25 protein-coding genes, 7 tRNA genes and 1 rRNA gene are annotated in these 20982 nt (G+C 30.7%); 27 read left to right on the top strand and 6 right to left on the bottom strand.

Annotated features, from left to right (window positions below):
• Position 1 precedes the first annotated feature (1 nt).
• Together JH146_RS06725 and JH146_RS06720 are read left to right on the top strand one after the other, a co-directional pair.
• Positions 2–307, top strand: coding sequence for a NifB/NifX family molybdenum-iron cluster-binding protein (locus JH146_RS06725; RefSeq protein WP_048202253.1), 306 nt, complete (start codon positions 2–4; stop codon positions 305–307).
• Between the two features lie 80 nt (positions 308–387).
• Positions 388–477 (top strand) — tRNA-Ser (locus JH146_RS06720).
• A gap of 191 nt (positions 478–668) precedes the next feature.
• Here the strand turns inward: JH146_RS06720 and JH146_RS06715 are convergent.
• Positions 669–1778 (bottom strand): DNA topoisomerase IV subunit A, encoded by a 1110-nt coding sequence (locus JH146_RS06715; RefSeq protein ID WP_048202252.1) that lies wholly within the window; start codon positions 1776–1778, stop codon positions 669–671.
• A gap of 260 nt (positions 1779–2038) precedes the next feature.
• Between JH146_RS06715 and ftsZ the strand changes: the two genes are divergently transcribed.
• The 4 genes from ftsZ (at position 2039) to JH146_RS06695 (ending at position 4484) form a co-directional block, all read left to right on the top strand.
• Positions 2039–3133, top strand: coding sequence for a cell division protein FtsZ (gene ftsZ / locus JH146_RS06710; protein ID WP_048202251.1), 1095 nt, complete (start codon positions 2039–2041; stop codon positions 3131–3133).
• A gap of 9 nt (positions 3134–3142) precedes the next feature.
• On the top strand, positions 3143–3367 hold the full coding sequence (locus tag JH146_RS06705) for a protein translocase SEC61 complex subunit gamma (protein WP_048202250.1): 225 nt from the start codon (positions 3143–3145) through the stop codon (positions 3365–3367).
• Between the two features lie 89 nt (positions 3368–3456).
• Positions 3457–3900 (top strand): transcription elongation factor Spt5, encoded by a 444-nt coding sequence (locus JH146_RS06700; RefSeq protein WP_048202249.1) that lies wholly within the window; start codon positions 3457–3459, stop codon positions 3898–3900.
• Positions 3901–3998: 98 nt separating this feature from the next.
• The gene (locus JH146_RS06695; protein WP_048202248.1) at positions 3999–4484 is read left to right on the top strand and encodes a 50S ribosomal protein L11; all 486 of its coding nucleotides are present in this window, start codon (positions 3999–4001) and stop codon (positions 4482–4484) included.
• Between the two features lies 1 nt (position 4485).
• Here the strand turns inward: JH146_RS06695 and JH146_RS06690 are convergent, their stop codons facing one another.
• The 4 genes from JH146_RS06690 to JH146_RS06675 all read right to left on the bottom strand — a co-directional run bounded on the left by JH146_RS06690 (position 4486) and on the right by JH146_RS06675 (position 6764).
• Positions 4486–5511, bottom strand: coding sequence for a phosphatase PAP2 family protein (locus JH146_RS06690; RefSeq protein ID WP_048202247.1), 1026 nt, complete (start codon positions 5509–5511; stop codon positions 4486–4488).
• Between the two features lie 212 nt (positions 5512–5723).
• Positions 5724–6068, bottom strand: a complete 345-nt coding sequence (locus JH146_RS06685; RefSeq protein WP_202962335.1) for a winged helix-turn-helix transcriptional regulator — start codon at positions 6066–6068, stop codon at positions 5724–5726.
• 7 nt (positions 6069–6075) lie between these two features.
• The gene (locus JH146_RS06680; RefSeq protein WP_048202246.1) at positions 6076–6345 is read right to left on the bottom strand and encodes a hypothetical protein; all 270 of its coding nucleotides are present in this window, start codon (positions 6343–6345) and stop codon (positions 6076–6078) included.
• A 137-nt stretch (positions 6346–6482) separates the two neighbouring features.
• A complete protein-coding gene (locus JH146_RS06675) occupies positions 6483–6764 on the bottom strand; it encodes a PepSY domain-containing protein (protein ID WP_048202245.1) in 282 nt (93 codons plus the stop codon).
• Between the two features lie 171 nt (positions 6765–6935).
• Here JH146_RS06675 and cas6 point away from each other — a divergent pair, with 171 nt between their 5' ends.
• From cas6 to purD, 18 genes are all read left to right on the top strand, one after another.
• On the top strand, positions 6936–7361 hold the full coding sequence (gene cas6 / locus JH146_RS06670; RefSeq protein ID WP_048202244.1) for a CRISPR-associated endoribonuclease Cas6: 426 nt from the start codon (positions 6936–6938) through the stop codon (positions 7359–7361).
• A gap of 221 nt (positions 7362–7582) precedes the next feature.
• On the top strand, positions 7583–8935 hold the full coding sequence (purB, locus tag JH146_RS06665; protein ID WP_048202243.1) for an adenylosuccinate lyase: 1353 nt from the start codon (positions 7583–7585) through the stop codon (positions 8933–8935).
• 74 nt (positions 8936–9009) lie between these two features.
• Complete coding sequence (locus JH146_RS06660; RefSeq protein ID WP_048202656.1) at positions 9010–9642, top strand: cobalt-precorrin-8 methylmutase; 633 nt, start codon at positions 9010–9012, stop codon at positions 9640–9642.
• 11 nt (positions 9643–9653) lie between these two features.
• Positions 9654–10775 carry a tRNA uracil 4-sulfurtransferase ThiI gene (thiI, locus tag JH146_RS06655; RefSeq protein WP_048202242.1) on the top strand — a complete coding sequence of 374 codons (1122 nt, stop codon included), beginning with the start codon at positions 9654–9656 and terminating at the stop codon, positions 10773–10775.
• A 152-nt stretch (positions 10776–10927) separates the two neighbouring features.
• Positions 10928–11131: a histone family protein gene (locus JH146_RS06650; protein ID WP_010870446.1), complete on the top strand. Its 204-nt coding sequence runs from the start codon at positions 10928–10930 to the stop codon at positions 11129–11131.
• 181 nt (positions 11132–11312) lie between these two features.
• Entirely contained in the window at positions 11313–12365 is a 1053-nt protein-coding gene (locus JH146_RS08495; RefSeq protein WP_052352081.1) for an LAGLIDADG family homing endonuclease, read from the top strand.
• Between the two features lie 8 nt (positions 12366–12373).
• A tRNA-Arg gene (locus tag JH146_RS06640) sits at positions 12374–12445 on the top strand.
• Between the two features lie 36 nt (positions 12446–12481).
• A complete protein-coding gene (locus JH146_RS06635) occupies positions 12482–13183 on the top strand; it encodes a TIGR00297 family protein (protein WP_173400833.1) in 702 nt (233 codons plus the stop codon).
• 87 nt (positions 13184–13270) lie between these two features.
• Positions 13271–13347: transfer RNA gene (locus tag JH146_RS06630), tRNA-Thr, on the top strand.
• A 13-nt stretch (positions 13348–13360) separates the two neighbouring features.
• Positions 13361–13438, top strand: a tRNA-Pro gene (locus tag JH146_RS06625).
• Between the two features lie 8 nt (positions 13439–13446).
• Positions 13447–13523, top strand: a tRNA-Tyr gene (locus JH146_RS06620).
• 84 nt (positions 13524–13607) lie between these two features.
• Positions 13608–13681 (top strand) — tRNA-Lys (locus JH146_RS06615).
• Between the two features lie 13 nt (positions 13682–13694).
• Positions 13695–13809, top strand: a 5S ribosomal RNA gene (gene rrf, locus JH146_RS06610).
• 50 nt (positions 13810–13859) lie between these two features.
• A tRNA-Asp gene (locus JH146_RS06605) sits at positions 13860–13937 on the top strand.
• A 68-nt stretch (positions 13938–14005) separates the two neighbouring features.
• On the top strand, positions 14006–14626 hold the full coding sequence (locus tag JH146_RS06600) for a 4Fe-4S binding protein (protein WP_048202241.1): 621 nt from the start codon (positions 14006–14008) through the stop codon (positions 14624–14626).
• Positions 14607–15233, top strand: a complete 627-nt coding sequence (locus tag JH146_RS06595; RefSeq protein WP_048202240.1) for a DUF434 domain-containing protein — start codon at positions 14607–14609, stop codon at positions 15231–15233. The genes JH146_RS06600 and JH146_RS06595 overlap by 20 nt, the downstream gene beginning before the upstream one ends.
• 81 nt (positions 15234–15314) lie before the next feature.
• Entirely contained in the window at positions 15315–15815 is a 501-nt protein-coding gene (locus tag JH146_RS06590; RefSeq protein ID WP_048202239.1) for an MJ0936 family phosphodiesterase, read from the top strand.
• A gap of 66 nt (positions 15816–15881) precedes the next feature.
• Positions 15882–17216, top strand: coding sequence for a phosphoribosylamine--glycine ligase (purD, locus tag JH146_RS06585; protein WP_048202238.1), 1335 nt, complete (start codon positions 15882–15884; stop codon positions 17214–17216).
• 15 nt (positions 17217–17231) lie between these two features.
• On the opposite strand, the gene JH146_RS06580 is transcribed toward purD, so the two are convergent.
• Positions 17232–17963 (bottom strand): ABC transporter permease, encoded by a 732-nt coding sequence (locus JH146_RS06580; RefSeq protein WP_048202237.1) that lies wholly within the window; start codon positions 17961–17963, stop codon positions 17232–17234.
• A gap of 66 nt (positions 17964–18029) precedes the next feature.
• On the opposite strand from JH146_RS06580, the gene JH146_RS06575 reads away from it, so the two are divergent.
• From JH146_RS06575 to JH146_RS06565, 3 genes are all read left to right on the top strand, one after another.
• The gene (locus tag JH146_RS06575; protein WP_173400832.1) at positions 18030–18851 is read left to right on the top strand and encodes a YkgJ family cysteine cluster protein; all 822 of its coding nucleotides are present in this window, start codon (positions 18030–18032) and stop codon (positions 18849–18851) included.
• A 151-nt stretch (positions 18852–19002) separates the two neighbouring features.
• Positions 19003–19968 (top strand): tetratricopeptide repeat protein, encoded by a 966-nt coding sequence (locus tag JH146_RS06570; RefSeq protein WP_048202236.1) that lies wholly within the window; start codon positions 19003–19005, stop codon positions 19966–19968.
• A gap of 32 nt (positions 19969–20000) precedes the next feature.
• Complete coding sequence (locus tag JH146_RS06565) at positions 20001–20975, top strand: tetratricopeptide repeat protein (RefSeq protein ID WP_048202235.1); 975 nt, start codon at positions 20001–20003, stop codon at positions 20973–20975.
• Positions 20976–20982: the final 7 nt, after the last annotated feature.

Here is a 20982-nt window from a genome sequence, read left to right as displayed (position 1 = left end):
TATGAAAATAGCTGTTTCAATGGATGTTGATAAAATTAGCGATAGTTTTGAAGATTGTGAGTATTTTTTAATTGTTAGAATAGAAGATAATGAAATTAAGGGAACAAAAGTTATTTTCAATGATGAAAGTGGGCAAAAATCTATTATAAAAGAAAAGGTCAGTGCAATTATATGTAAAAGTATAAATGAAGAAAATTACAAAAAATTTAGTAAAAAAATGGAAATTTATTATGCTGAAGGAAATGATGTTGATAAAAATGTCTCTTTATTCGTTGAAGGAAAACTAAATAAAATAACTATTCCATAATTTATTTTCTTATATCTTAAAAAATATAACCGTAAAATTTATATACCAAATCATTATATTCTTCATTATGCCTGTTTTGTGCAGGGGTAGCCAAGCCAGGACTACGGCGCTGGACTTGAGATCCAGTGGGGCTTTGCCCCGCCTGGGTTCAAATCCCAGCCCCTGCGCCATAATTCCAAAATTTTTTATTTTAGCTATTAAAATTGGATAATTTAAATATATTAGATTAATATTGACAATAGAGAAAATGTCTTTTTGATGAACTTGAAAAAATATCTAAAGAAAGAATGGCAAAAATAGAGATTATTAATCTAAAATTTATTAATTTAAAATTTAAAATATTATTAAATATTATTCAAAATTATGGTAGCCATGTGCTTTCATCCTTAATTTTTTCAGGTAAATAAGTATTAACAACATACTTTAAACCATACTTAGCTAAAGACTGCTGTTCTGCTCTCACTCCCATATCAAGCATCTGCTTTAAAGCTTTCTGCCATTCTGGAAAACTTCTCACAAAGTCATCATTCTTTAATCCATCTTTTATTCTCTTAATATCTTGCTCTTTTAATGGATGTGTTGGTAAATCATAATCAACAATATCTTGTGGAGTAACTCCAATCAGCCTCGCTGCAGGAATTGATAATTTATCAGCTAAGTGTATTGCCTTACCACTTCCAACTTTTAGAGTTCTATAAATATTTAAATACCCATAAGGGTCTCCGTCAGTAAATACTAAAACAGGTAAGTCGTGTTCTTCATGAAGCCTTTTTATAAACCTTCTTGTAGCTCTCGCTGGGACTCCTTTTAATGAAACCAATATACAGTTATGCTTGTCCCAAAATCTCTCTGCATTCAACCTTGCAAACATACCAGATGTTTCTATTGCCAATATAAAGTCAGCATCTGTCTCAAGATTTAATTTTGTTACATCATTTGGGATATTATAAGCTCCAGTTCCCAACTTTGAGCAATCAACAACAAGCTCTCCTTCTGGTGTTTCTTCAATAATTTTTAACGGCCCAACTACTGAGGAACCATCTTCTTCAGGAATAAATCCAAGATGCTCCCTCAACACTCCTAAAGCCGCTTCTAAATCCTCAATAACATTGTTTGATGCTTGTTGGTCATCAAATCTTGCTTCCCCCCAGTTTTTTGAGACGTAATAAGCTTCCCTTAATGTTGAAAAATCATTACTTTCTAATAACTGCTTAGCAAATTCCAACATCTTAGTTGTTTGTGCAAAAATCTTCGCCTGATTTACAGTTAATGTTCTTGCCTTTTCTTTACCTACCAAAGTGAATGAACCCTTCTCTTTATCAAATACAGCATTAGATAAACTTCTAATTGGCATTGTTATTTTTGGTCTTTTACCCCTCATTAAATCATCATACATCTTTTTAGCCAATTCAATAATTTTTTGTTTTGCAATTTCTCTTGGTTTTTTTGATATGGCAGGAAGTTTAACCATAATACTCACCAAATAACTTTTTAATGCCCAATGATTTCAACCTAAATTATTTTATTATGAAAAGTCATAACCAATAGATTTTTATACCTAATTTTAAAATTGAATAATAATAATATGCAACATCAACGATACCTGATGAACATCCACGTAGGGAAATACTATATAAAATATTCATATATAATTATTTAGGTCATAATATCGGTAAAATCTATTATATTTATTAAATTATTTAAAATAAATAATTTTATGGAGGTCATAACGTGAAATTTCTAAAAAATGTTTTAGAGGAAGGAAGTAAATTAGAGGAGTTTAATGAATTAGAATTATCTCCAGAAGATAAGGAGTTATTGGAATATTTGCAACAAACTAAAGCAAAGATTACTGTAGTCGGTTGTGGTGGAGCTGGAAATAACACTATCACAAGATTAATGTTAGAAGGTATAGAAGGAGCTAAAACAGTTGCTCTTAATACAGATGCCCAGCAATTAATTAGAACAAAAGCTGATAAAAAGATTTTAATTGGTAAAAAATTAACAAGAGGTCTTGGAGCTGGAGGTAATCCAAAAATTGGTGAAGAGGCAGCGAAAGAAAGTGCTGAAGAGATTAAAGCAGCAATTCAAGATTCAGATATGGTATTTATCACCTGCGGGTTGGGTGGAGGAACAGGGACTGGTTCAGCTCCTGTTGTAGCTGAGATCTCTAAGAAGATAGGAGCTTTAACTGTTGCTGTAGTTACCCTACCATTTGCTATGGAAGGAAAAGTTAGAATGAAGAATGCAATGGAAGGTTTGGAAAGATTAAAGCAACATACTGACACATTGGTTGTTATTCCAAATGAAAAATTATTTGATATAGTTCCTAACATGCCATTAAAATTAGCATTTAAAGTAGCTGATGAAGTTTTAATTAACGCTGTAAAGGGGTTAGTTGAATTAATTACTAAAGATGGATTAATTAATGTCGATTTTGCTGATGTCAAAGCTGTAATGAGCAATGGAGGCTTAGCAATGATTGGTATTGGTGAAAGCGATAGCGAGAAAAGGGCTAAAGAAGCTATTAACATGGCATTAAACTCTCCACTATTAGATGTTGACATAGATGGAGCTACTGGGGCTCTAATACATATAATGGGTCCTGAAGATTTAACATTGGATGAAGCTAAAGATGTTGTTGCTACAGTATCTTCAAGATTAGACCCAAATGCTACAATAATATGGGGAGCTACAATAGATGAGAACTTAGAAAATACTGTAAGAGTTTTATTGGTTGTTACTGGAGTTCAGTCAAGAGTTGAATTTGGAGAAACTGGACTTAAAAGGAAAAAAACTGATTTACTAAATATTCCAAAAATCTAAGGGGATACAATGGAAGCAAATTTTAATCAAAAAATAGAACAAATTAAAGAATTTATTGAAGAATGTAGAAGAGTTTGGTTAGTTTTGAAAAAGCCCACAAAAGATGAATTTTTATCTGTTGCTAAAGTTACAGCTTTAGGGATATCTTTATTAGGGATTATTGGCTATATAATTCACGTCCCAGCAACATACATTAAAGGTCTATTAAAACCTCCTACAACTCCAAGAGTATAAGTTAATCAAACAATAAATTTAGAAACTTTTTTATACAGAATTTTTAACTTATTTTTTATTTTATTTTTTAAAATTTATTAGGTGGGATTATGATTTTTGCAGTTAGAACTATGGTTGGTCAGGAAAAGAATATAGCTGGATTGATGGCAAGTAGGGCTGAAAAAGAGCAGTTAGATGTTTATTCAATATTAGCTTCAGAGTCTTTAAAAGGATATGTTTTAGTTGAGGCAGAGACAAAAGGAGATGTTGAGGAATTAATAAAAGGAATGCCAAGAGTTAGAGGAATAGTTCCAGGAACAGTTGCTATTGAAGAAATAGAGCCATTATTAACTCCAAAGAAAATTATTGAAAATATTGAGAAAGGAGATGTCGTTGAAATCATTGCTGGGCCGTTTAAAGGAGAGAGGGCAAAGGTTATTAGAGTTGATAAGAATAAAGAGGAAGTTACATTGGAACTTGAGAATGCTGCCGTTCCTATACCAATAACCTTATCTGTTGAAGGTGTTAAAATAGTTTCAAAGCATAAAGATTAAATTTTATATGAAGGCATAACTTTATATACTTAATGCATTAATTTTATCTACACATTAATTCTCTTAATGAAACACTTCCATATATTGAGGTGAATATTATGGCTAAGGAAGTTGTTGAGGTATTAGTTACTGGAGGTAGAGCAACAGCAGGGCCACCATTAGGACCTGCAATTGGGCCTTTAGGAGTTAACGTCATGCAGGTTGTTAAGGAAATTAACGAAAAAACAAAGGACTATGAAGGAATGCAAGTCCCAGTTAAAGTTATAGTTGATACTGAAACAAGAAAGTTTGAAATTGAAGTTGGTATTCCACCAACAACTGCTTTAATTAAAAAAGAGTTGGGAATTGAAACAGCCGCTCACGAACCAAGACATGAAGTTGTTGGAAACTTGACAATGGAGCAAGTTGTTAAAATAGCTAAAATGAAAATGGATTCAATGCTCTCCTATACATTAAAAAATGCTGTAAAAGAAGTTTTAGGAACCTGTGGTTCAATGGGAGTAACAGTTGAAGGAAAAGATCCTAAAGAAGTTCAAAAAGAAGTTGATGCTGGAGTTTATGACGAATACTTTAAAGAAGAATAAATTATTTCTCTTTTTTTATTTTTCTTTTAATGATATAACTTTTAATGTATTTTCTATATTTATTTATTAATTTCAATATATCAATTTTTATTAAGTATCCGCAAACTATTCCAATAATGATTCCAGCAAGAACATCAAAAGGATAATGAACTCCAACATAAACTCTGCTATAAGCTACAAAAATTGCCCAAATTAAAAATAACAATCCTATTTTTCTTGAATAATATAAGAGGGATGTTGCTAACGTAAATGCTAAGGTTGTATGACCACTTGGAAAACTTGGCTCATTTCCTTCATAGCATAACAAATGGACATTTTCCAAAACCAAATAAGGTCTTGGCTCATTTATCAAATATTTTAATGAAAATAAAATTATAACAGCTAAAAACAAAATAGAAATTAGCTTTATTCCAAATTTTCTATTTTTTATTAAGATTATTAGAATTGTGATAGCAATTAAAGGATATACGGTTTTAGAGATTATTGGCATAATTATATCAAGTATAGAATTGTAGTGAGAGTTTATTAGACAAAAGAGCCAAATATTAAACTCATTCAATTTATTTACATTTCCTAAAATATCTCCAAAATAGGCTACAGCCAAAAATCTCGGCAACCTTCCAATTATTGTCCCAATTGTAAATAATAATTTATGCATTTCAAAAATTCCTGAAAGCCATGCAATAACTTTATATGGTAATGGAGAAATACCTGCTATAATTACTCCAAAAACACCATACTTGTTAAAAAACTCTTCCCCCTTATGTAAATTCTTCCCTCCAAAAAGTTTTACAAAAACTGAATGTCCTAACTTATCTCCTAAAAAATATCCAAATAAACCTCCCAAGGTTGAGCCTATTGTAGCAACTATTGCAGAAATTATTGGGTTTAAACCAAAAAAAGATGCTCCTATTATAAAAACATCTGGAGGAATGGGTTGTATAAACGCTTCTGTAAATGATATTATAAATACTCCAAGATAACCATAATTTATTACAATCTGTTCAGCTATTGCATATAAATCCACGGTAATCACCCAATTTTATATTGGTAAATATATTATTTTAATACTATCGGTTCCCATGTATCTATAAACCTATCAATAATCTTATCAAGGAAGCTTTCTTTATATGTTATTAAAATATCAACAATCTTTTCAGGGTTTTTAATTTTAAATAAACTTTCTCTTCCTATTTTTTCTTTCTCAACAATCCCTGCATTAATTAAATTATTTAAGTGCTAAGATACTGTTGATGGTGATAGGTTTAAGTCTTTTGCAATATCTTTGTTATTAGCAGATTCTTTGCTTAATAGGTATAAAATAATATGCCTTGATGTCTTTCTTCTCAAGAATGACATTATCTTTTTTCCATTTTCATCTAATTGACAATCTTTTGGGAAATATCTTACATAACCACCATCATTTTCAGATTTTATCAAGTTTTTCTTTTCTAAATATTGAAGATGATATTGTAAATTACCAGTAGCAATGTTTACTCTTCTTTCCAATTCTCTAAAGTGAATTCCTGGATGTTTTTTTATTGAGTTATAAATCTTTCTTCTCAACTCAAGCTCTAACTCCATACTTTCCCTACTTATCCATAATTATCGCCATAAAAAATAATGCTAATATTATAAAATCAAGTAAATTAGCAAAAATTTCAATAAAATCTCCTTTTTGTGGAATAAAAATATCTGAAATCTTTAAAAATCCTTTCAATGCATAAAAAAAGAATGCTAACGATACTAAAAAAAGCTTTTTCCTACGTTCTCTATGATACGCAATTATAGATATAGTAAATATTAAAAGTGCAAGAATGCTTGATAAAAATCTTATTATCTCATCAACATCTGCAACCATTATAAACACCTCATCTAACTAATTAAAAAAATAAAAATCAAAAATTGTTGATATAACTTGGTTCAAATAAGTCTTTTGGTACAAAAATCGAATAATCCATTAATAAAAAAGTGAATTTTAAATTTTCTATTTGCTAATTATTGTATATTATCATCATTTGTTTCTTTATCGTTATCTGCTTTATCATCATCTACTTCCTTATCATTGTTGTCTTTTTCGTTATAATCTCCGTCAATCTTAAATATTTTCCCATTTTCAGCATCTACTTTAACATCTTTTATTCCGTTAGATGTTGAGATTTCTACGCCATACACAACATAGCCATCTTCATTTTCAAGTGCAACTTTAACAACTTTTCCTGGAACTTTTGAAAGTGCTATTATTTGTATTAATCTGTTAATAAATTGTTTTTGGTTCAAAAATCGAAAATTAGTACAATTTTCGAAGAATTACTCCATAAATTGAATCTATATAAATTGAATCTATTAATCACAACACAAAAAAATAACAAGTATGTGAGGGATAACAAAGGTATTTCTGTAAATATTTATGAGGGAGAGTATGGAGATTTATTTACTGACAGTGTGGTTATGGTATTCCTAGTTAGAATTAGAGCTGATTATTTTACAGCAATTCCTTACAACCACCAGTACTATTTAGCATCAGCCATATATAATAAAATTCATTCTGCAAATTACTTAAAGACAATGATTGAGACAGAAGATGGATTAAAAACTTATGATTTACTTCCAAACAATTCAAAATTTTATGAAAACTTAAAAAATAACCTAAAAAAGAAATATGAGGCATTTTATAATGAAAAATGTGATATGAACTTTGAATTTGAAATTTTAAAATATAAGCCTAAGAGGATGAGAATAAAGGATATTTATTGTAGGTGTTCTGAAATGGTGTTTAAGGTTTGGGGGGATTATGAGCTAATAAAATTTGGTTATGAGTGTGGGTTTGGGGAAAAGAATAGTATGGGTTTTGGAATGGTTATGAATATTAAGTAAGCACTTAGCAAATTATATTTTGCAAAATATTTTGGAATGAATAAGGAAGTTCTGAAGCTTTATATTATAAAGCTTCAAATATGCTTTTTAATTTTAATATAAATAAATACTCTAATCTTAAATTTCATTGTGAACAATACCATATTTTTACCGCCAAACTATAAAAATCATAAAAGTAAAACTGAAACTTAATCAAATAATAAAACCCTTGTGGTGAAAAAATGGCTGTGCATCCAATTGATTATAGATATGGAACTCCTGAGATGAGAAGAGTTTGGGAAGAGGAAAATAAATTAGAAAAAATGTTGAAAGTTGAAGCGGCATTAGCTAAAGCTCAAGCAGAACTCGGCTTAATCCCAAAAGAAGCCGCTGAAGAAATTAACAGAAAAGCATCAACAAAATATGTAAAATTAGAGAGAGTTAAAGAAATTGAAAAACAAACAAGACATGATGTTGTTGCAATGATTAGAGCTTTAGCTGAAGTTTGTGAAGGAAATGCTGGAGAATACATACACTTTGGAGCTACATCAAACGATATTGTTGATACTGCCAACTCTCTACTGTTAAAAGAATCAATTGAAATTATAGAAGAAAAATTAAAGCAGTTAAGAGATATTTTATTAGATAAAGCAGAAGAGCACAAATACACTGTTTGTGTTGGTAGAACTCATGGACAGCATGCAATTCCAACAACCTATGGGATGAGATTTGCTCTATGGGCAGCTGAAATTGATAGACACTTAGAGAGATTAAAAGAAGCTAAGAAAAGAATCTGCGTCTCTATGATTACTGGAGCTGTTGGAACAATGGCTGCTATGGGAGAGAAAGGATTGGAGGTGCATAAAAGAGTTGCTGAGATTTTAGGATTAGAGCCAGTTTTAATTTCAAATCAAGTTATTCAGAGAGATAGACATGCTGAATTCATTGCTTTAATGGCTTTAATTGCTCAAACATTAAATAAAATTGGTGTTACTGTTAGAAGTATGCAGAGAACTGAAATTGGAGAGTTAGAAGAAGAGTTTGACCCAACTAAGCAGACAGGTTCATCAACAATGCCTCACAAGAGAAATCCAATAACTTTTGAGCAAATTTGTGGGCTTTCAAGAGTTATAAAGTCTCTATGCATAGCTGAGATGGACAACATCCCATTATGGGAAGAGAGAGATTTAACAAACTCATCTGCTGAAAGATGTATATTTGCGGAGGTTTGCGTTTTAACAGACCATATCTTAACCTTAGCAATTAAAGGGGTTAAAAAATTAAGAGTTAATATTGAAAATGTTGAGAGAAACTTAGAATTAACAAAAGGACTTATAATGGCTGAGAGAATAATGATTGAATTAGCTAAAAGAGGTATGGGCAGGCAAACAGCCCATGAAGTTGTTAGGCAGTGTGCAATGAAAGCCTATGAAGAAAAGAGACATTTAAAAGATGTTTTATTAGAAAATGAGGAAGTTATAAAGTATTTAACAAAAGAAGAGTTAGAAGAATTGATGAATCCAAAGACATATATTGGTTTAGCACCACAAATAGTTGATGAAGTTATAAAAACTTTGAGGAATAAGAATTACTAAAAAATTACCAAAATTATTTTTATTTTTTCTATTTTTAACTTTTCTATTTTAATTTGGTGATTTTTATGGATTTTATGGGAGCAATATCAAAAGATGGCCTAAATATAGCAAATAAATCAAGAGAAATTGTTAGAAATAAAATAAAAGAAGTTTTAGGAGACAAAATAAATGAATTCAATGAAAAAGAGATGGGGATTATTGAAAGAGTAGTTCATGCTACAGCAGACCCTGAATATGCCAAACTTTTGATGTTTAAAAATAACCCAATAGAAGAAGGAATTAAAGCTATAAAAGATAAAAAGCCAATAATTGTTGATGTAAATATGATTAAAGCAGGAATTAGATATGATGAGGTTTATTGTTTTATAAATCATCCAGATGTTTATGAAATTGCTAAAAAAGAAGGAATAACAAGGGCTGTTGCTTCAATGAGATTGGCTAAGGATTTGATAGATGATGGAATTGTAGTTATTGGAAACTCCCCAACCGCATTGTTTGAGGTTATAAGATTAGTTAAAGAAGAAAATATAAAACCAAAATTAGTTGTTGGTGTTCCGGTGGGGTTTGTTCAGGCATCAGAGTCAAAAGAAGCACTTAGAGAGTTAAATATTCCAAATATATCAACTATAGGGCCTAAAGGGGGAACACCAATAGCTGTTGCTATAATTAATGGAATTATTGCATATTCAAAAGATGAAAAAGCTTAATGGTGATTAACATGGAAATATTAGTTAGATACGGAGAAATTGGTTTAAAATCAGACCCAATTAGAAGAAATTTAGAGGAAATCTTAAGAAAAAATATTATAAAATTGTTTAGAAAATACGAGATTGACTGTGATGTTAAGATTTTACATAGAAGATTGTTGGTTAAAGTGAATACAAAAGATAAAGAAGATTTAGCTATAAAATTATTAAAAAAAGTTGCTGGTATTGTTTCATATAGCCCAGTTTATGAGTGCCCATTAGATATCAACGAAATTGTAAGTTTTGCAATCCAAGTTATGAAGAAAAAATTAAAAACACTAAATAAAGAAAAAGTAACTTTTGCAGTTAAAACAAAAAGAAGTTATAAAAAATTCCCATTTACATCAGTTGAAGTAAATAAAAAAGTTGGAGAAGCTATAGTTGAAAAACTTGGATTAGAGGTTGATTTAGAAAACCCAGATATAGTTTTGGGGATAGAAATTTTAAACGATAGGGCTTATATCTTCACAGAAAAATATGAAGGCATTGGTGGATTGCCAGCTGGTAGCCAGGGAAAAGTTCTCTGCCTACTCTCTGACGGAATAGATAGCCCTGTAGCAGCTTTTATGATGATTAGAAGGGGCTGTAGAGCTGTTTTGTTACATTTAAAGATGAGTGAAGAGGCATTAAATAAAGTAAGAAGAATAGTAGAGATTTTAAGCGATTACGATACCGAATTAGAATTTGTTGTCTATGATTACTCAAAAGATATGAAAGATATCGTAGAAAAACTCAAGAGCATTAAAAGAGAGAACTATACATGCATATTCTGTAAGAGAAAAATGCTAAAAATGGCTGAGAAGTATGCAAAATATTTAGATTGTGATGCTATTGTTACTGGAGATAATTTAGGACAGGTAGCATCTCAAACATTAAAGAACTTGAGAGTTATAAGTGAGGATATAAAATATCCAATTTTAAGGCCTTTAATTGGTTTGGATAAGAATGATATTATAGAGATAGCCAAAGAAATTGGAACTTATGAGATATCTACTGAAAAAGAAATAAAATGTCCATATCTTCCAAAATATCCAAAAACCATCGCTAAACCAGAAGATATCAAAAAGATAAAGGAAAAAGTTAAGCTTGCATAAAGATGAGGCATTCATTAATTTTATAAAAATTTCTATTTTCCATATAAAGTTTTATTCTATCAGCTAAGCTATCATAAGCATCAAACTAAACCGAAAATTTTAAATACCCTATTTTTAATAAAAAATCCTTGTAAAACTTCTGAGGTGGTATTATGGCTGAGCTTCCAGTTGCACCATTTGAAAGAATCTTGAAAAAAGCTGGAGCAGAGAGAGTTAGCAGAGCAGCTGCAGAATACTTAGCAGAAGCAGTTGAAGAAATCGCATTAGAAATTGCAAAAGAAGCAGTTGAGTTAGCTAAGCACGCAAAGAGAAAAACAGTAAAAGTTGAAGACATAAAATTAGCTTTAAAACAGTAAATTGCTAAATTTCTAATTTTTTATTTTTTGTTTATTTTATGAGCAAAGAATTATTTTAAATTAGTTTTAGTTAGATTTTAGATTTTTATTGTTATTTTAGAGAGACTGCTATAAACAACCATATATGCCCCCGTAGCTTAGAATTGAAGTTTGTATGTGAAAATATTTTGAGGAAGATTATATGAAAAGAAAAGTAACTGACGAAATAGCAAATAAAATAGTTGAATTATACAACAAAGGATGGTCAATATACAAAATAGCCAATTATTTCAATATCGATAGAAAAACTGTAAGAAGGTATCTAAAAAAACATGGCATTGAAATAAAAAATAAACAATGTCGCAAAGTCACTAATGAAATGATTATAAAATGGATTAAATTATATAAAGATGGTTTAACCGTAAGACAAATTGCTACAATGTATAATATTGGATATGAAACCGTAAGAAAATGGCTGATAAAAAGCGGCATTAACATGAGAAAGGGTAAGGTTACTGATGAAACAGCTGAAAAATGGGTTAAACTATATAAAAATGGATGGTCAATAGTTAGAATAGCAAAAGAATATAATGTTAATGATGAAACCGTTAGATATTGGTTAAAGAAAAAAGATGTTAAACTATTAAATTCAGGATACAGGTCTAAACAAAGAGCATTAGAGAGATTTAAAAAAGTTAATCTAAATCCTTCTGAAAGTTTGGCTTATATATTGGGTGTTATTGAAGGAGATGGATGCATATCTAAAAATCGTATTAAATTATACGTTACAGATAAAGATTTTGCAGATGAATTTGAGAGACATTTAAAGATTATTGGTTTTGATAATATAAAACGTTGTATTATCAAAAAACCTGGTCGTAAGGAAGCATACGAGGTTTATGTATTCTCTGCACCATTTTGCGAATGGTATCGTAAGTTAGAAAAATATAAGGATTATGAAAAGATGTTTAACAGTGAAAAACTTATGGGTTTATTTTTAAGAGGAGTTTTTGATAGTGAAGGAAGTGTGAGCAGTAGCATACGGATGACAAATACTAATAAGGATTTAATAGATTTATGTTGTAAATTTCTTGATAAATTAAAAATTGAATTCAGTATATATCATGAAAAACGTGAAAACTATAAAGATTCATGGACAATTAGAATTAAGAAAAAAAGTTTAATAGATTTTAAAGATAAAATCAGGTTTAACATTAAAAGAAAACAGGAAAAACTTGAGATGTTATGTAAATGACTCATCGAGCCCTGGTGGTGTAGGGGACAGCACGGGGGACTTCGGATCCCCAAACCCGGGTTCAAATCCCGGCCAGGGCTCTAATTAACTAATATACAGTAGGGAAAGTTGAGACAATGGAACCTCTGATAAGATTATTCGTATCTATCTTAGTTATATGTGTATTGGCATTGTTGATTAAAAAGAGCAAATGTTTAGACAATACTGGCATTGTTGGTTCATCAATTATGGGTTTTATATTACTTTATTTCTGTGGATTTGAATATTTGATATTACTTTTATCTTTTTTTATATTAGGAGTTTTAGTGAGTAGGATTGGTTTAGAAAAAAAGAAAGCTAAAAAGATAGATGAAACCTGTAGGAGTTTAAGAAATGTTTTAGCAAATGGATTAATTCCTATATTATTTGCAGTTCTAACAATATTTGGATTTAACTGGGCTTTGATAGGTTATATATCATCAATAGCCGCTGCCACATCAGACACTTTTTCTTCAGAGCTTGGAGTTTTATCTAATGAAAAGCCGAGATTAATAACTACCTTTGAAGTTGTTGAAAAAGGAACTGATGGGGCAATAACAATATTTGGTACATTAGCTGGTGTTTTAGGAGCGTTTTTAATAGGGTTATTTGGGTATCTATTTTTTGGTGATACTAAAATTATTCTATGCGGAACTATTGGAGGTATCTCTGGAAATTTGGCAGATAGTTTAGTTGGAGCCTTATTTGAAAGGAAAGGAATTTTAAATAACGAGCATGTTAATTTAATAGCCACTATTGTTGGTGGAGTGGTTGGAATATTCATCTACTATATATTATAAATATACCAGAAGCATCCAAATAAATAAATGATTCGATAACCGAAAAGTTTATATACTACATCAGTAATTTACTAATACTGCAAACGAGCCTCGGTGGCTCAGCCTGGTAGAGCGCCTGACTTGTAATCAGGTGGTCGGGGGTTCAAATCCCCCCCGGGGCTCCATTTCTTCTTTAGTGGGCCTGTGGGGTAGCCTGGTCTATCCTTTGGGATTTGGGATCCTGAGACCCCAGTTCAAATCTGGGCAGGCCCACCACTTCGTGTCCGGCGGTAGTTCAGCCTGGTAGAACGGCGGACTGTAGATCCGCATGTCGCTGGTTCAAATCCGGCCCGCCGGACCATCTCCCTCTTTGAGGGTTCGACCGAAAAGTATATATATGAGAAACGCAATATGTTTGAAACGCGAACGAGCTAAGGGCTGAAGAGGGCCCGTAGCTCAGTCTGGCAGAGCGCCTGGCTTTTAACCAGGTGGTCGAGGGTTCAAATCCCTTCGGGCCCGCTATTTCCTTTGGTACGGCGGTCATAGCGGGGGGGCCACACCCGAACCCATCCCGAACTCGGAAGTTAAGCCCCCCAGCGATGCCCCGAGTACTGCCGTCTGGCGGGAAAGGGGCGACGCCGCCGGCCACTTTTTATTATTTTATTATTAATCTTAAGGTTGTCCTTGGCATTACTATGCCCTGGTGGTGTAGCCCGGCCTATCATACGGGACTGTCACTCCCGTGACTCGGGTTCAAATCCCGGCCAGGGCGCCAATTTTTATTTTAGAACAATTAATCGATAAATTTGAATATTTTTAAAATATTTTAAGTAAGTGAGGTTTATGGAAGAAGAGTTTTATAAAATTTTTAAAGGGGCGGGATTAATAAAAACTCTAATAAGAAGCATTTTTTTAACAAATAGGAATAAGTTTTCAAAACCTTCAAAAACTAAGCCAATACAATTAACTGAGTGCATAGGTTGTGGTCTTTGTGTAGATGTCTGCCCTACAAATGCAATAAAGATATTTGATTTTAGAGAAACAATATGCTCTGTCTGTGGAACTTGCGTAGAGATTTGCCCAAACAATGCAATAATAAAAGATAGGTTTACTATAGATGCCGATAAATGCACAAAATGTGGGGTCTGTGTGTTAGTTTGCCCAATACCAATACTAAAAAGAGAAATTCCTAAGCCAAAAACACCAGTTATTTTAAAAGATAGGTGTAATAGCTGTGGTTTATGTGAATGTGAGGCAATTGATATAATAAATAAAGAAATTAATCCAGAAAAATGCAAACTCTGCTTAAAATGTATTGAAAAATGCCCTTTACAGGCAATTTTATCACCAGATGAGTATATAAACTCTCTAATTGTTAAAGTAGATATAGATAGCTGTATATTTTGTAGAGAGTGTGAAGAAGTTTGCCCAATAAGGGGAAATTATGAGTATAGAAAAGGCTAAAGAAGATTTTAAGTATTTGATAAATAGGGGATATAAAAAGGATGTTGCTTTAAATTTTGTAGCCAATCATTATAAGTTGAGTAAAGAAGATAGGATTAGAATTATTAGAACTACTCACAACGATAAAGAAATTGAATTAACCAAAAGAAAGCTTAAAAAATTAAAAGATTTTAAAGGAAAAACAATATATATTGATGGATTTAATGTTCTTATCGGCTTAGAGGCGTTAATTAAAGGTAATGAAGTTATTTTGTGTGATGATAACATTTATAGAGATTTTGAAAATGTATATGGCAAATACAAGATAAATGAATACACTGAAAAAGCCATATCTCTTTTATTGGAGATTCTTAAGCATTATAATATCAAAGCTGTTATTTATTTAGACGCCCAAGTGTCAAAAAGTGGAATATTAGCTAAAAACATCAGAGAGAAGATGAAAGCTTTAGGTATAGAGGGGGAGGTTTTTTGTGTTAAAAATTGTGATTACGAGCTTAAAAATAAAGAAGTTGTTGCAACATCAGACAGTGTAATAATAAAGAGCGATAACGTAAAGTATGTGGTTGATTTGATAGCTGAGGTAATTGAACATTTTAAGAAAAAATAATTTTTCTTTCATCAAAAAATTATTATAGAAGGATTTAATAAATAAATGTAAGATTGTATAAAATATCTTTGGGGGGAGATAATGAAAATTGGAATAATGAGCGACACTCACGACCATCTGCCAAATATAAGAAAAGCTATAGAGATTTTTAATGAAGAAGAAGTTGAGACAGTTATACACTGTGGGGATTTTGTTAGTTTATTTGTTATAAAGGAATTTGAAAACTTAAACGCAAATATCATAGCTACCTATGGAAATAACGATGGAGAGAGATGCAAATTGAGAGAATGGCTAAAGAATATAAACGAAGAAAATATAATTGATGACTTCATATCAATTGAAATTGATGGACTAAGATTTTTTATAACCCATGGACATCATCAATCTGTTTTAGAGATGGCTATTAAATCTGGTTTGTATGATGTTGTTATTTATGGTCATACTCATGAGAGGGTTTTTGAAGAGGTTGATGATGTTTTAGTTATAAACCCAGGAGAATGTTGTGGTTATCTCACAAATATGCCAACAATAGGTATCTTAGATACTGAAAAGAAAGAGTATAGAGAGATAGTTTTAGAGTAAAAGATTTAAATCACTTTTTTATTTTTTATTATTTATCTTAATTTTAAAAAATAAAAAGGTGAGGTTATGAAAATCTTATTGATTGGAGGAGGAGCAAGGGAGAGTGCAATAGCACATGCTTTAAAAAAGAATGGAGATGTTAAACTCTACACATTAATGAAAAATAGAAACCCAGGAATTGCAAGATTATCTGAAGAGATAAAATTAGCAAAAGAAACAGATTTAGATGCTGTTAAAGAATTTGCTGAAAAAATTAAACCAGATTTAGCTGTTATAGGTCCAGAAGCTCCTTTAGGAGAAGGAGTTGTTGATTTATTAGAAGAAATGGGCATTCTATCAGTTGGGCCTAAAAAGGCAGCTGCTCAAATAGAAACAAACAAAGAATTCATGAGAAATTTATTCAAAAAATACAATATAAAAGGTTCTTTAATGTATAAAGCATTTGAAGAGTATGGAGAAGAGTTAGAGAGCTTTATTGATGAATTAACTGAGAAAGGTATAAAGGCAGTTGTTAAACCGGTTGGATTGACTGGAGGTAAAGGAGTTAAAGTAGTTGGAGAGCAGTTAAAAGATAATGAAGAGGCAAAGAAATATGCTAAAGAGATTTTTGAGACAGGGTTGGGAGGAGGAAAGGTCTTAATTGAAGAAAAATTAGAGGGAGTTGAATTCACATTACACGGATTTGTTGATGGGGACACCATCAAATTTACACCATTTGTTCAAGACCACCCACATGCATTAGAGGGAGATATGGGAAGCATAACAGGAGGAATGGGTTCTTACTCATGTCCAAATCATGAATTACCATTTATGACAGAAGAGGATGTAAAGTTAGCAAAAGAAATTATGGAAGAGACAGTTAAAGCATTAAAAGAAGAGGTTGGAGGGTATAAAGGAATTTTATATGGGCAGTTCATGCTAACAAAAGAAGGACCTAAAATTATTGAATACAATGCAAGATTTGGAGACCCTGAGGCAATGAACTTATTGGCTATATTAAAGAATGACTTTGTTGATGTTTGTGAGGCAATAGTAAATAAAAAACTTAAAGATGTTGATGTTGAGTTTGAAAACAAAGCTACTGTTTGTAAGTATGTAGTTCCAAAAGGATATCCTGACAATCCTGTTAAAGGAGAACCAATTACAGTTGATGAAGAAGCAATTAAGAAAACTGGAGCTATCTTACACTACGCATCAGTTAATGAAGATAATGGAACCCTATACATGACTGGTTCAAGAGCAGTTGCTGTAGTTGGAGTTGCTGATACAATAGAAGAAGCTGAAAAGATTGCTGAAGAGGCAGTTAAATACATTAAAGGAGAAGTCTATCATAGAAGTGATATAGGTAAAAAAGAGCTAATTAAGAAGAGAATAGAGAAAATGAAACAATTAAGAGGATAAAATTTTAAACCTTTTTTAAACTCTAATAATTTCTTTATACATTAAGTAGCATATCAAAACCCCAGAAATTACTGCAGAGCTTAAAATCATCCACATAATGATAATTTGGATTTCCGCTGCATATAAAGGATTTGCCCCACTCAACAGCATACCAACCATTGCCCCTGGGATAAAGATAACACCAACTGACTTTGTTCTATTCATTTGAGGAATTACTGCAGATTTTACTGCATTTTTTATAAATGGTCTTAAAGCTTCTATTTCAGTAGCTCCTAAAGCTAAATATCCCCACAAGATATCTCTCTCTGACTTAACTAAATCTATTATTTTATCCAGTGCTAAATGGACAGTGTTCATTGTGTTCCCAATAACCATTCCCATTAATGGAATTACATAAATTGGCTCAAATTTGATAACTTTTGGAATTACCAATATTGCCAATGAAACTATAGTGGTAGTTAAAAATGTAATAAATAAGCTAATAAAGAGTTTTGTTTTATTTTCTAAGTTAATTTCTCTCATTATTAAATAAGATGCTAAAATAATCATTACAGAAATCATTAAAAATGCCCCAATCATCCCAAATGAAAAGATATAGAGTAAAACAAACCCCAAAATAAACAGTTGAATTAGTGCTAAGATTGACACATAGAGTATTTTTTTCTCAATGCCTAATTTTTCTCTATATGCAATAAGAACTGCGATAATAACAAATATAAAGGCATAGGTAAGCTCTATCAATAACATCACCACGATTTTTATAATCAAATTTTATTAAATTCACATAATATATAAAATTATTTAGTGATGCCTATGGAATGGGAAATAACATTTAACGGGATAACTTATGAATGCATAAATTGTGCTTACTGTTGCTCATGTGAGGGTTGGCGAATATATTTGAATTATTTTGATAAATTAAAACTTAAAGATTATGAATATGCCATAGAAACATGTGAAGGGGAGTTTAAGTATAGATTAAAAATTAATGAGAAAGGTTGTATTTTATTAGATAACAATCTATGCAGAGTTCATTTAGAAAAGGGATATGAATTTAAACCACTAATGTGCATGATTTTCCCTTTCAGTTGTATGGTAAAATGGGACGGAACTCCTCTCTTAATAATAAAACATTACTGTAAAGGAATTAAAAAAGGAGAAGTTGACAAAAAAGTTATTGATGAAACTATTGAGTTAATAAAAGAGCTCTATTTTGATATTTTTGAAGAGATTATAGAAAATGGAATGGAACATAGCAGTAAGACAGAAATATTTGGGAATTTTAGAGTTGATTGGGAAGAGAGAGAAGAATTTGGAAGGTATATTTTTAGTAGTAAGACATTTGATGAAATGTTTGAAAGATGCAAAGAAATTTTTGGCAGCAACATAAATACTCTAAACATCAAAAAATTTGATGAAATAAAAAGTGGTCTATTAAGATATAATACCAAAGAGAATGAGGAAGAAATTTTAAGGTATTTGTTAGAGCTGAATAGGAGAGAGCATTTTAGAAAACTTCCTTTCTATAAAGAGGTTAATAAACTCTTAGATATAGGGACTTATCTAACTAAATTCAAAAACGTATTTAAAGGAGAGGGAGAAGTTGATAAAAAATTGTTCCTAAATCAACTATAAAGTTTTATATTTATATTCTTAACATATGGCACTACTAAAATACCAATACATAACATAATTTTAATATATGCTCTGAAATAACTATAATCGAGGATAATTATAATTAAGTATCAAAAATTTTACTTTAATCAATCTTATTTGGTGAAATCATATGGAAACGAAAAACAAAAAAGCAAAGGAAAATATAGAAATATCCGATATATTATTATCACTAACTTATCTAATTAAGTCGTATGAATACAGGGATAAAGGAAATTTTTTAGAATCAGTATATTATCTTAATAAAGCGTTAGAACTAAACCCTAATTTAAAATTTGCAAAATTTTTAAAAGCAATTTCTTTAGCAATTTTAGGTGATATACAAAAATCTACAAAATATCTTGAAGAGATTACAAAAGATTCTAAAGACCCTATAGCTCATGCTCTTCTTGGCCAATGTTATGAACTGTTAGGAAATTTTGACAAAGCATTAGAATGTTATGAAAAATCATTAGGCATTGAAGAGAAATTTGCTACAGCATTTTTCCTTAAAAGTTTATGTTTGGGACTTTCTGGTAAATATGAAGAATTATTAAAGTGCAGTAATAGATTAATTTCATATGCACCAAACTTTATTCCTGCGTATGTAATTAAAGCAAACATGCTACGTAAGTTAGGAAGATATGAAGAAGCTTTAGTTTGCATAAATAAAGTATTAGAGCTAAAAGAAAATGATAAAAATGCTATATATTTAAAAGCATTAATTTTAAAGAAAATGGGTAAATATGATGAAGCACTAAAATATTATAAAAAGCTTATTGATGAATTAAATGTAACTTGGATTGAGGTGATTAAGGAAGGAATCTATCTATCATTCCTATTTAATAAACTAAATCAGGCTGAGAAGTATATTGAAATGGGGCTAAAATTAAGACCTGATGATGCGAGTTTGTGGTATTTCAAAGGTAGATTGTATGAAAAGCAGAATAAGCTTGAAGAAGCTCTAAAATATTATGACAAAGCAATTCAACTTATGCCTCACCATACAAAAGCTTTACTTGCTAAAGCAAGAGTTTTAGAAAAATTAGGAAGGATAGAAGAATCTGTAGAATACTATAATAAAGCACTTGATAGATAAAGAGAAATTTATATTTTTATTGGTGACCTTTTATGAATAGAAGAAGAACCCCAAGAGTTGATGCTTTAGAAGCTACAGCTAATGTTTTAAAAGCTTATAGGGAATTGTTTGAAGGGAATTTATTAAAAGCTTTATATTATGTTGATAAAGCTTTAGAATTAGAACCTGATTTTTGCTTAGCTTTATTTTTGAGAGGATTAATATTAACTGCTAAAGGAGAAATGAAGGAAGCTATTGAATCTTTTGAAAATCTGATATGTAATGAATCAAAAAATCCAATATCTTGGATGTTTCTTGGACAGCTATATGGAATGTCAGGCAACTGCGAAGATGCATTAAAATGTTATAACAAAGCATTGGGTATCGAAAATAGATTTCCTTCTGCATTTTTATTAAAAACTATTTGTTTGGAATTTTTAGGTGAATATGAAGAGTTATTAAAAATTTATGATGAAATATTGGCTTATGCACCAAACTTTGTTCCAATGTGGGTTAAAAAAGCTGAAATTCTAAGGAAGTTAGGAAGATATGAAGAGGCACTACTATGTTTAAATAGAGCTTTAGAATTAAAACCATATGATAAAAACGCTTTATATTTAAAGGGTGTTTTATTAAAAAGAATGGGAAAACCTAAAGAAGCAGTTGAATGTTTCAAAAAATTAATAGATGAACTAAATGTTAGATGGATAGATGCTATAAGACATGCTGTTTCTTTATTTTTAATTGTTGGAGAATTAAAGGATGCTGAGAGATACATAAATATGGGTTTGGAAATGAGAGAGGATGATGTGGCTTTATGGTATTTTAAAGGAGAACTATATGAGAGATTAGGAAAATTAGATGAAGCATTAAAATGCTATGATAAAGTTATTGAACTACAGCCACACTATGTAAAAGCACTTTTAAGTAAAGCAAGAATATATGAAAGACAGGGAGATATTAAGAAAGCGATTGAATATTACAATAAAGCTGTAGAAAATACACATAAAGCCTTGAAGAATAAATAATAATACA

Origin of the sequence: Methanocaldococcus bathoardescens (genome assembly GCF_000739065.1) — an archaeon.
GTDB classification, from domain to species: domain Archaea; phylum AGJL01; class Methanococci; order Methanococcales; family Methanocaldococcaceae; genus Methanocaldococcus; species Methanocaldococcus bathoardescens.
Note: the sequence above shows the minus strand (reverse complement) of the source record. Positions and strands in the feature narration are given on the sequence as shown.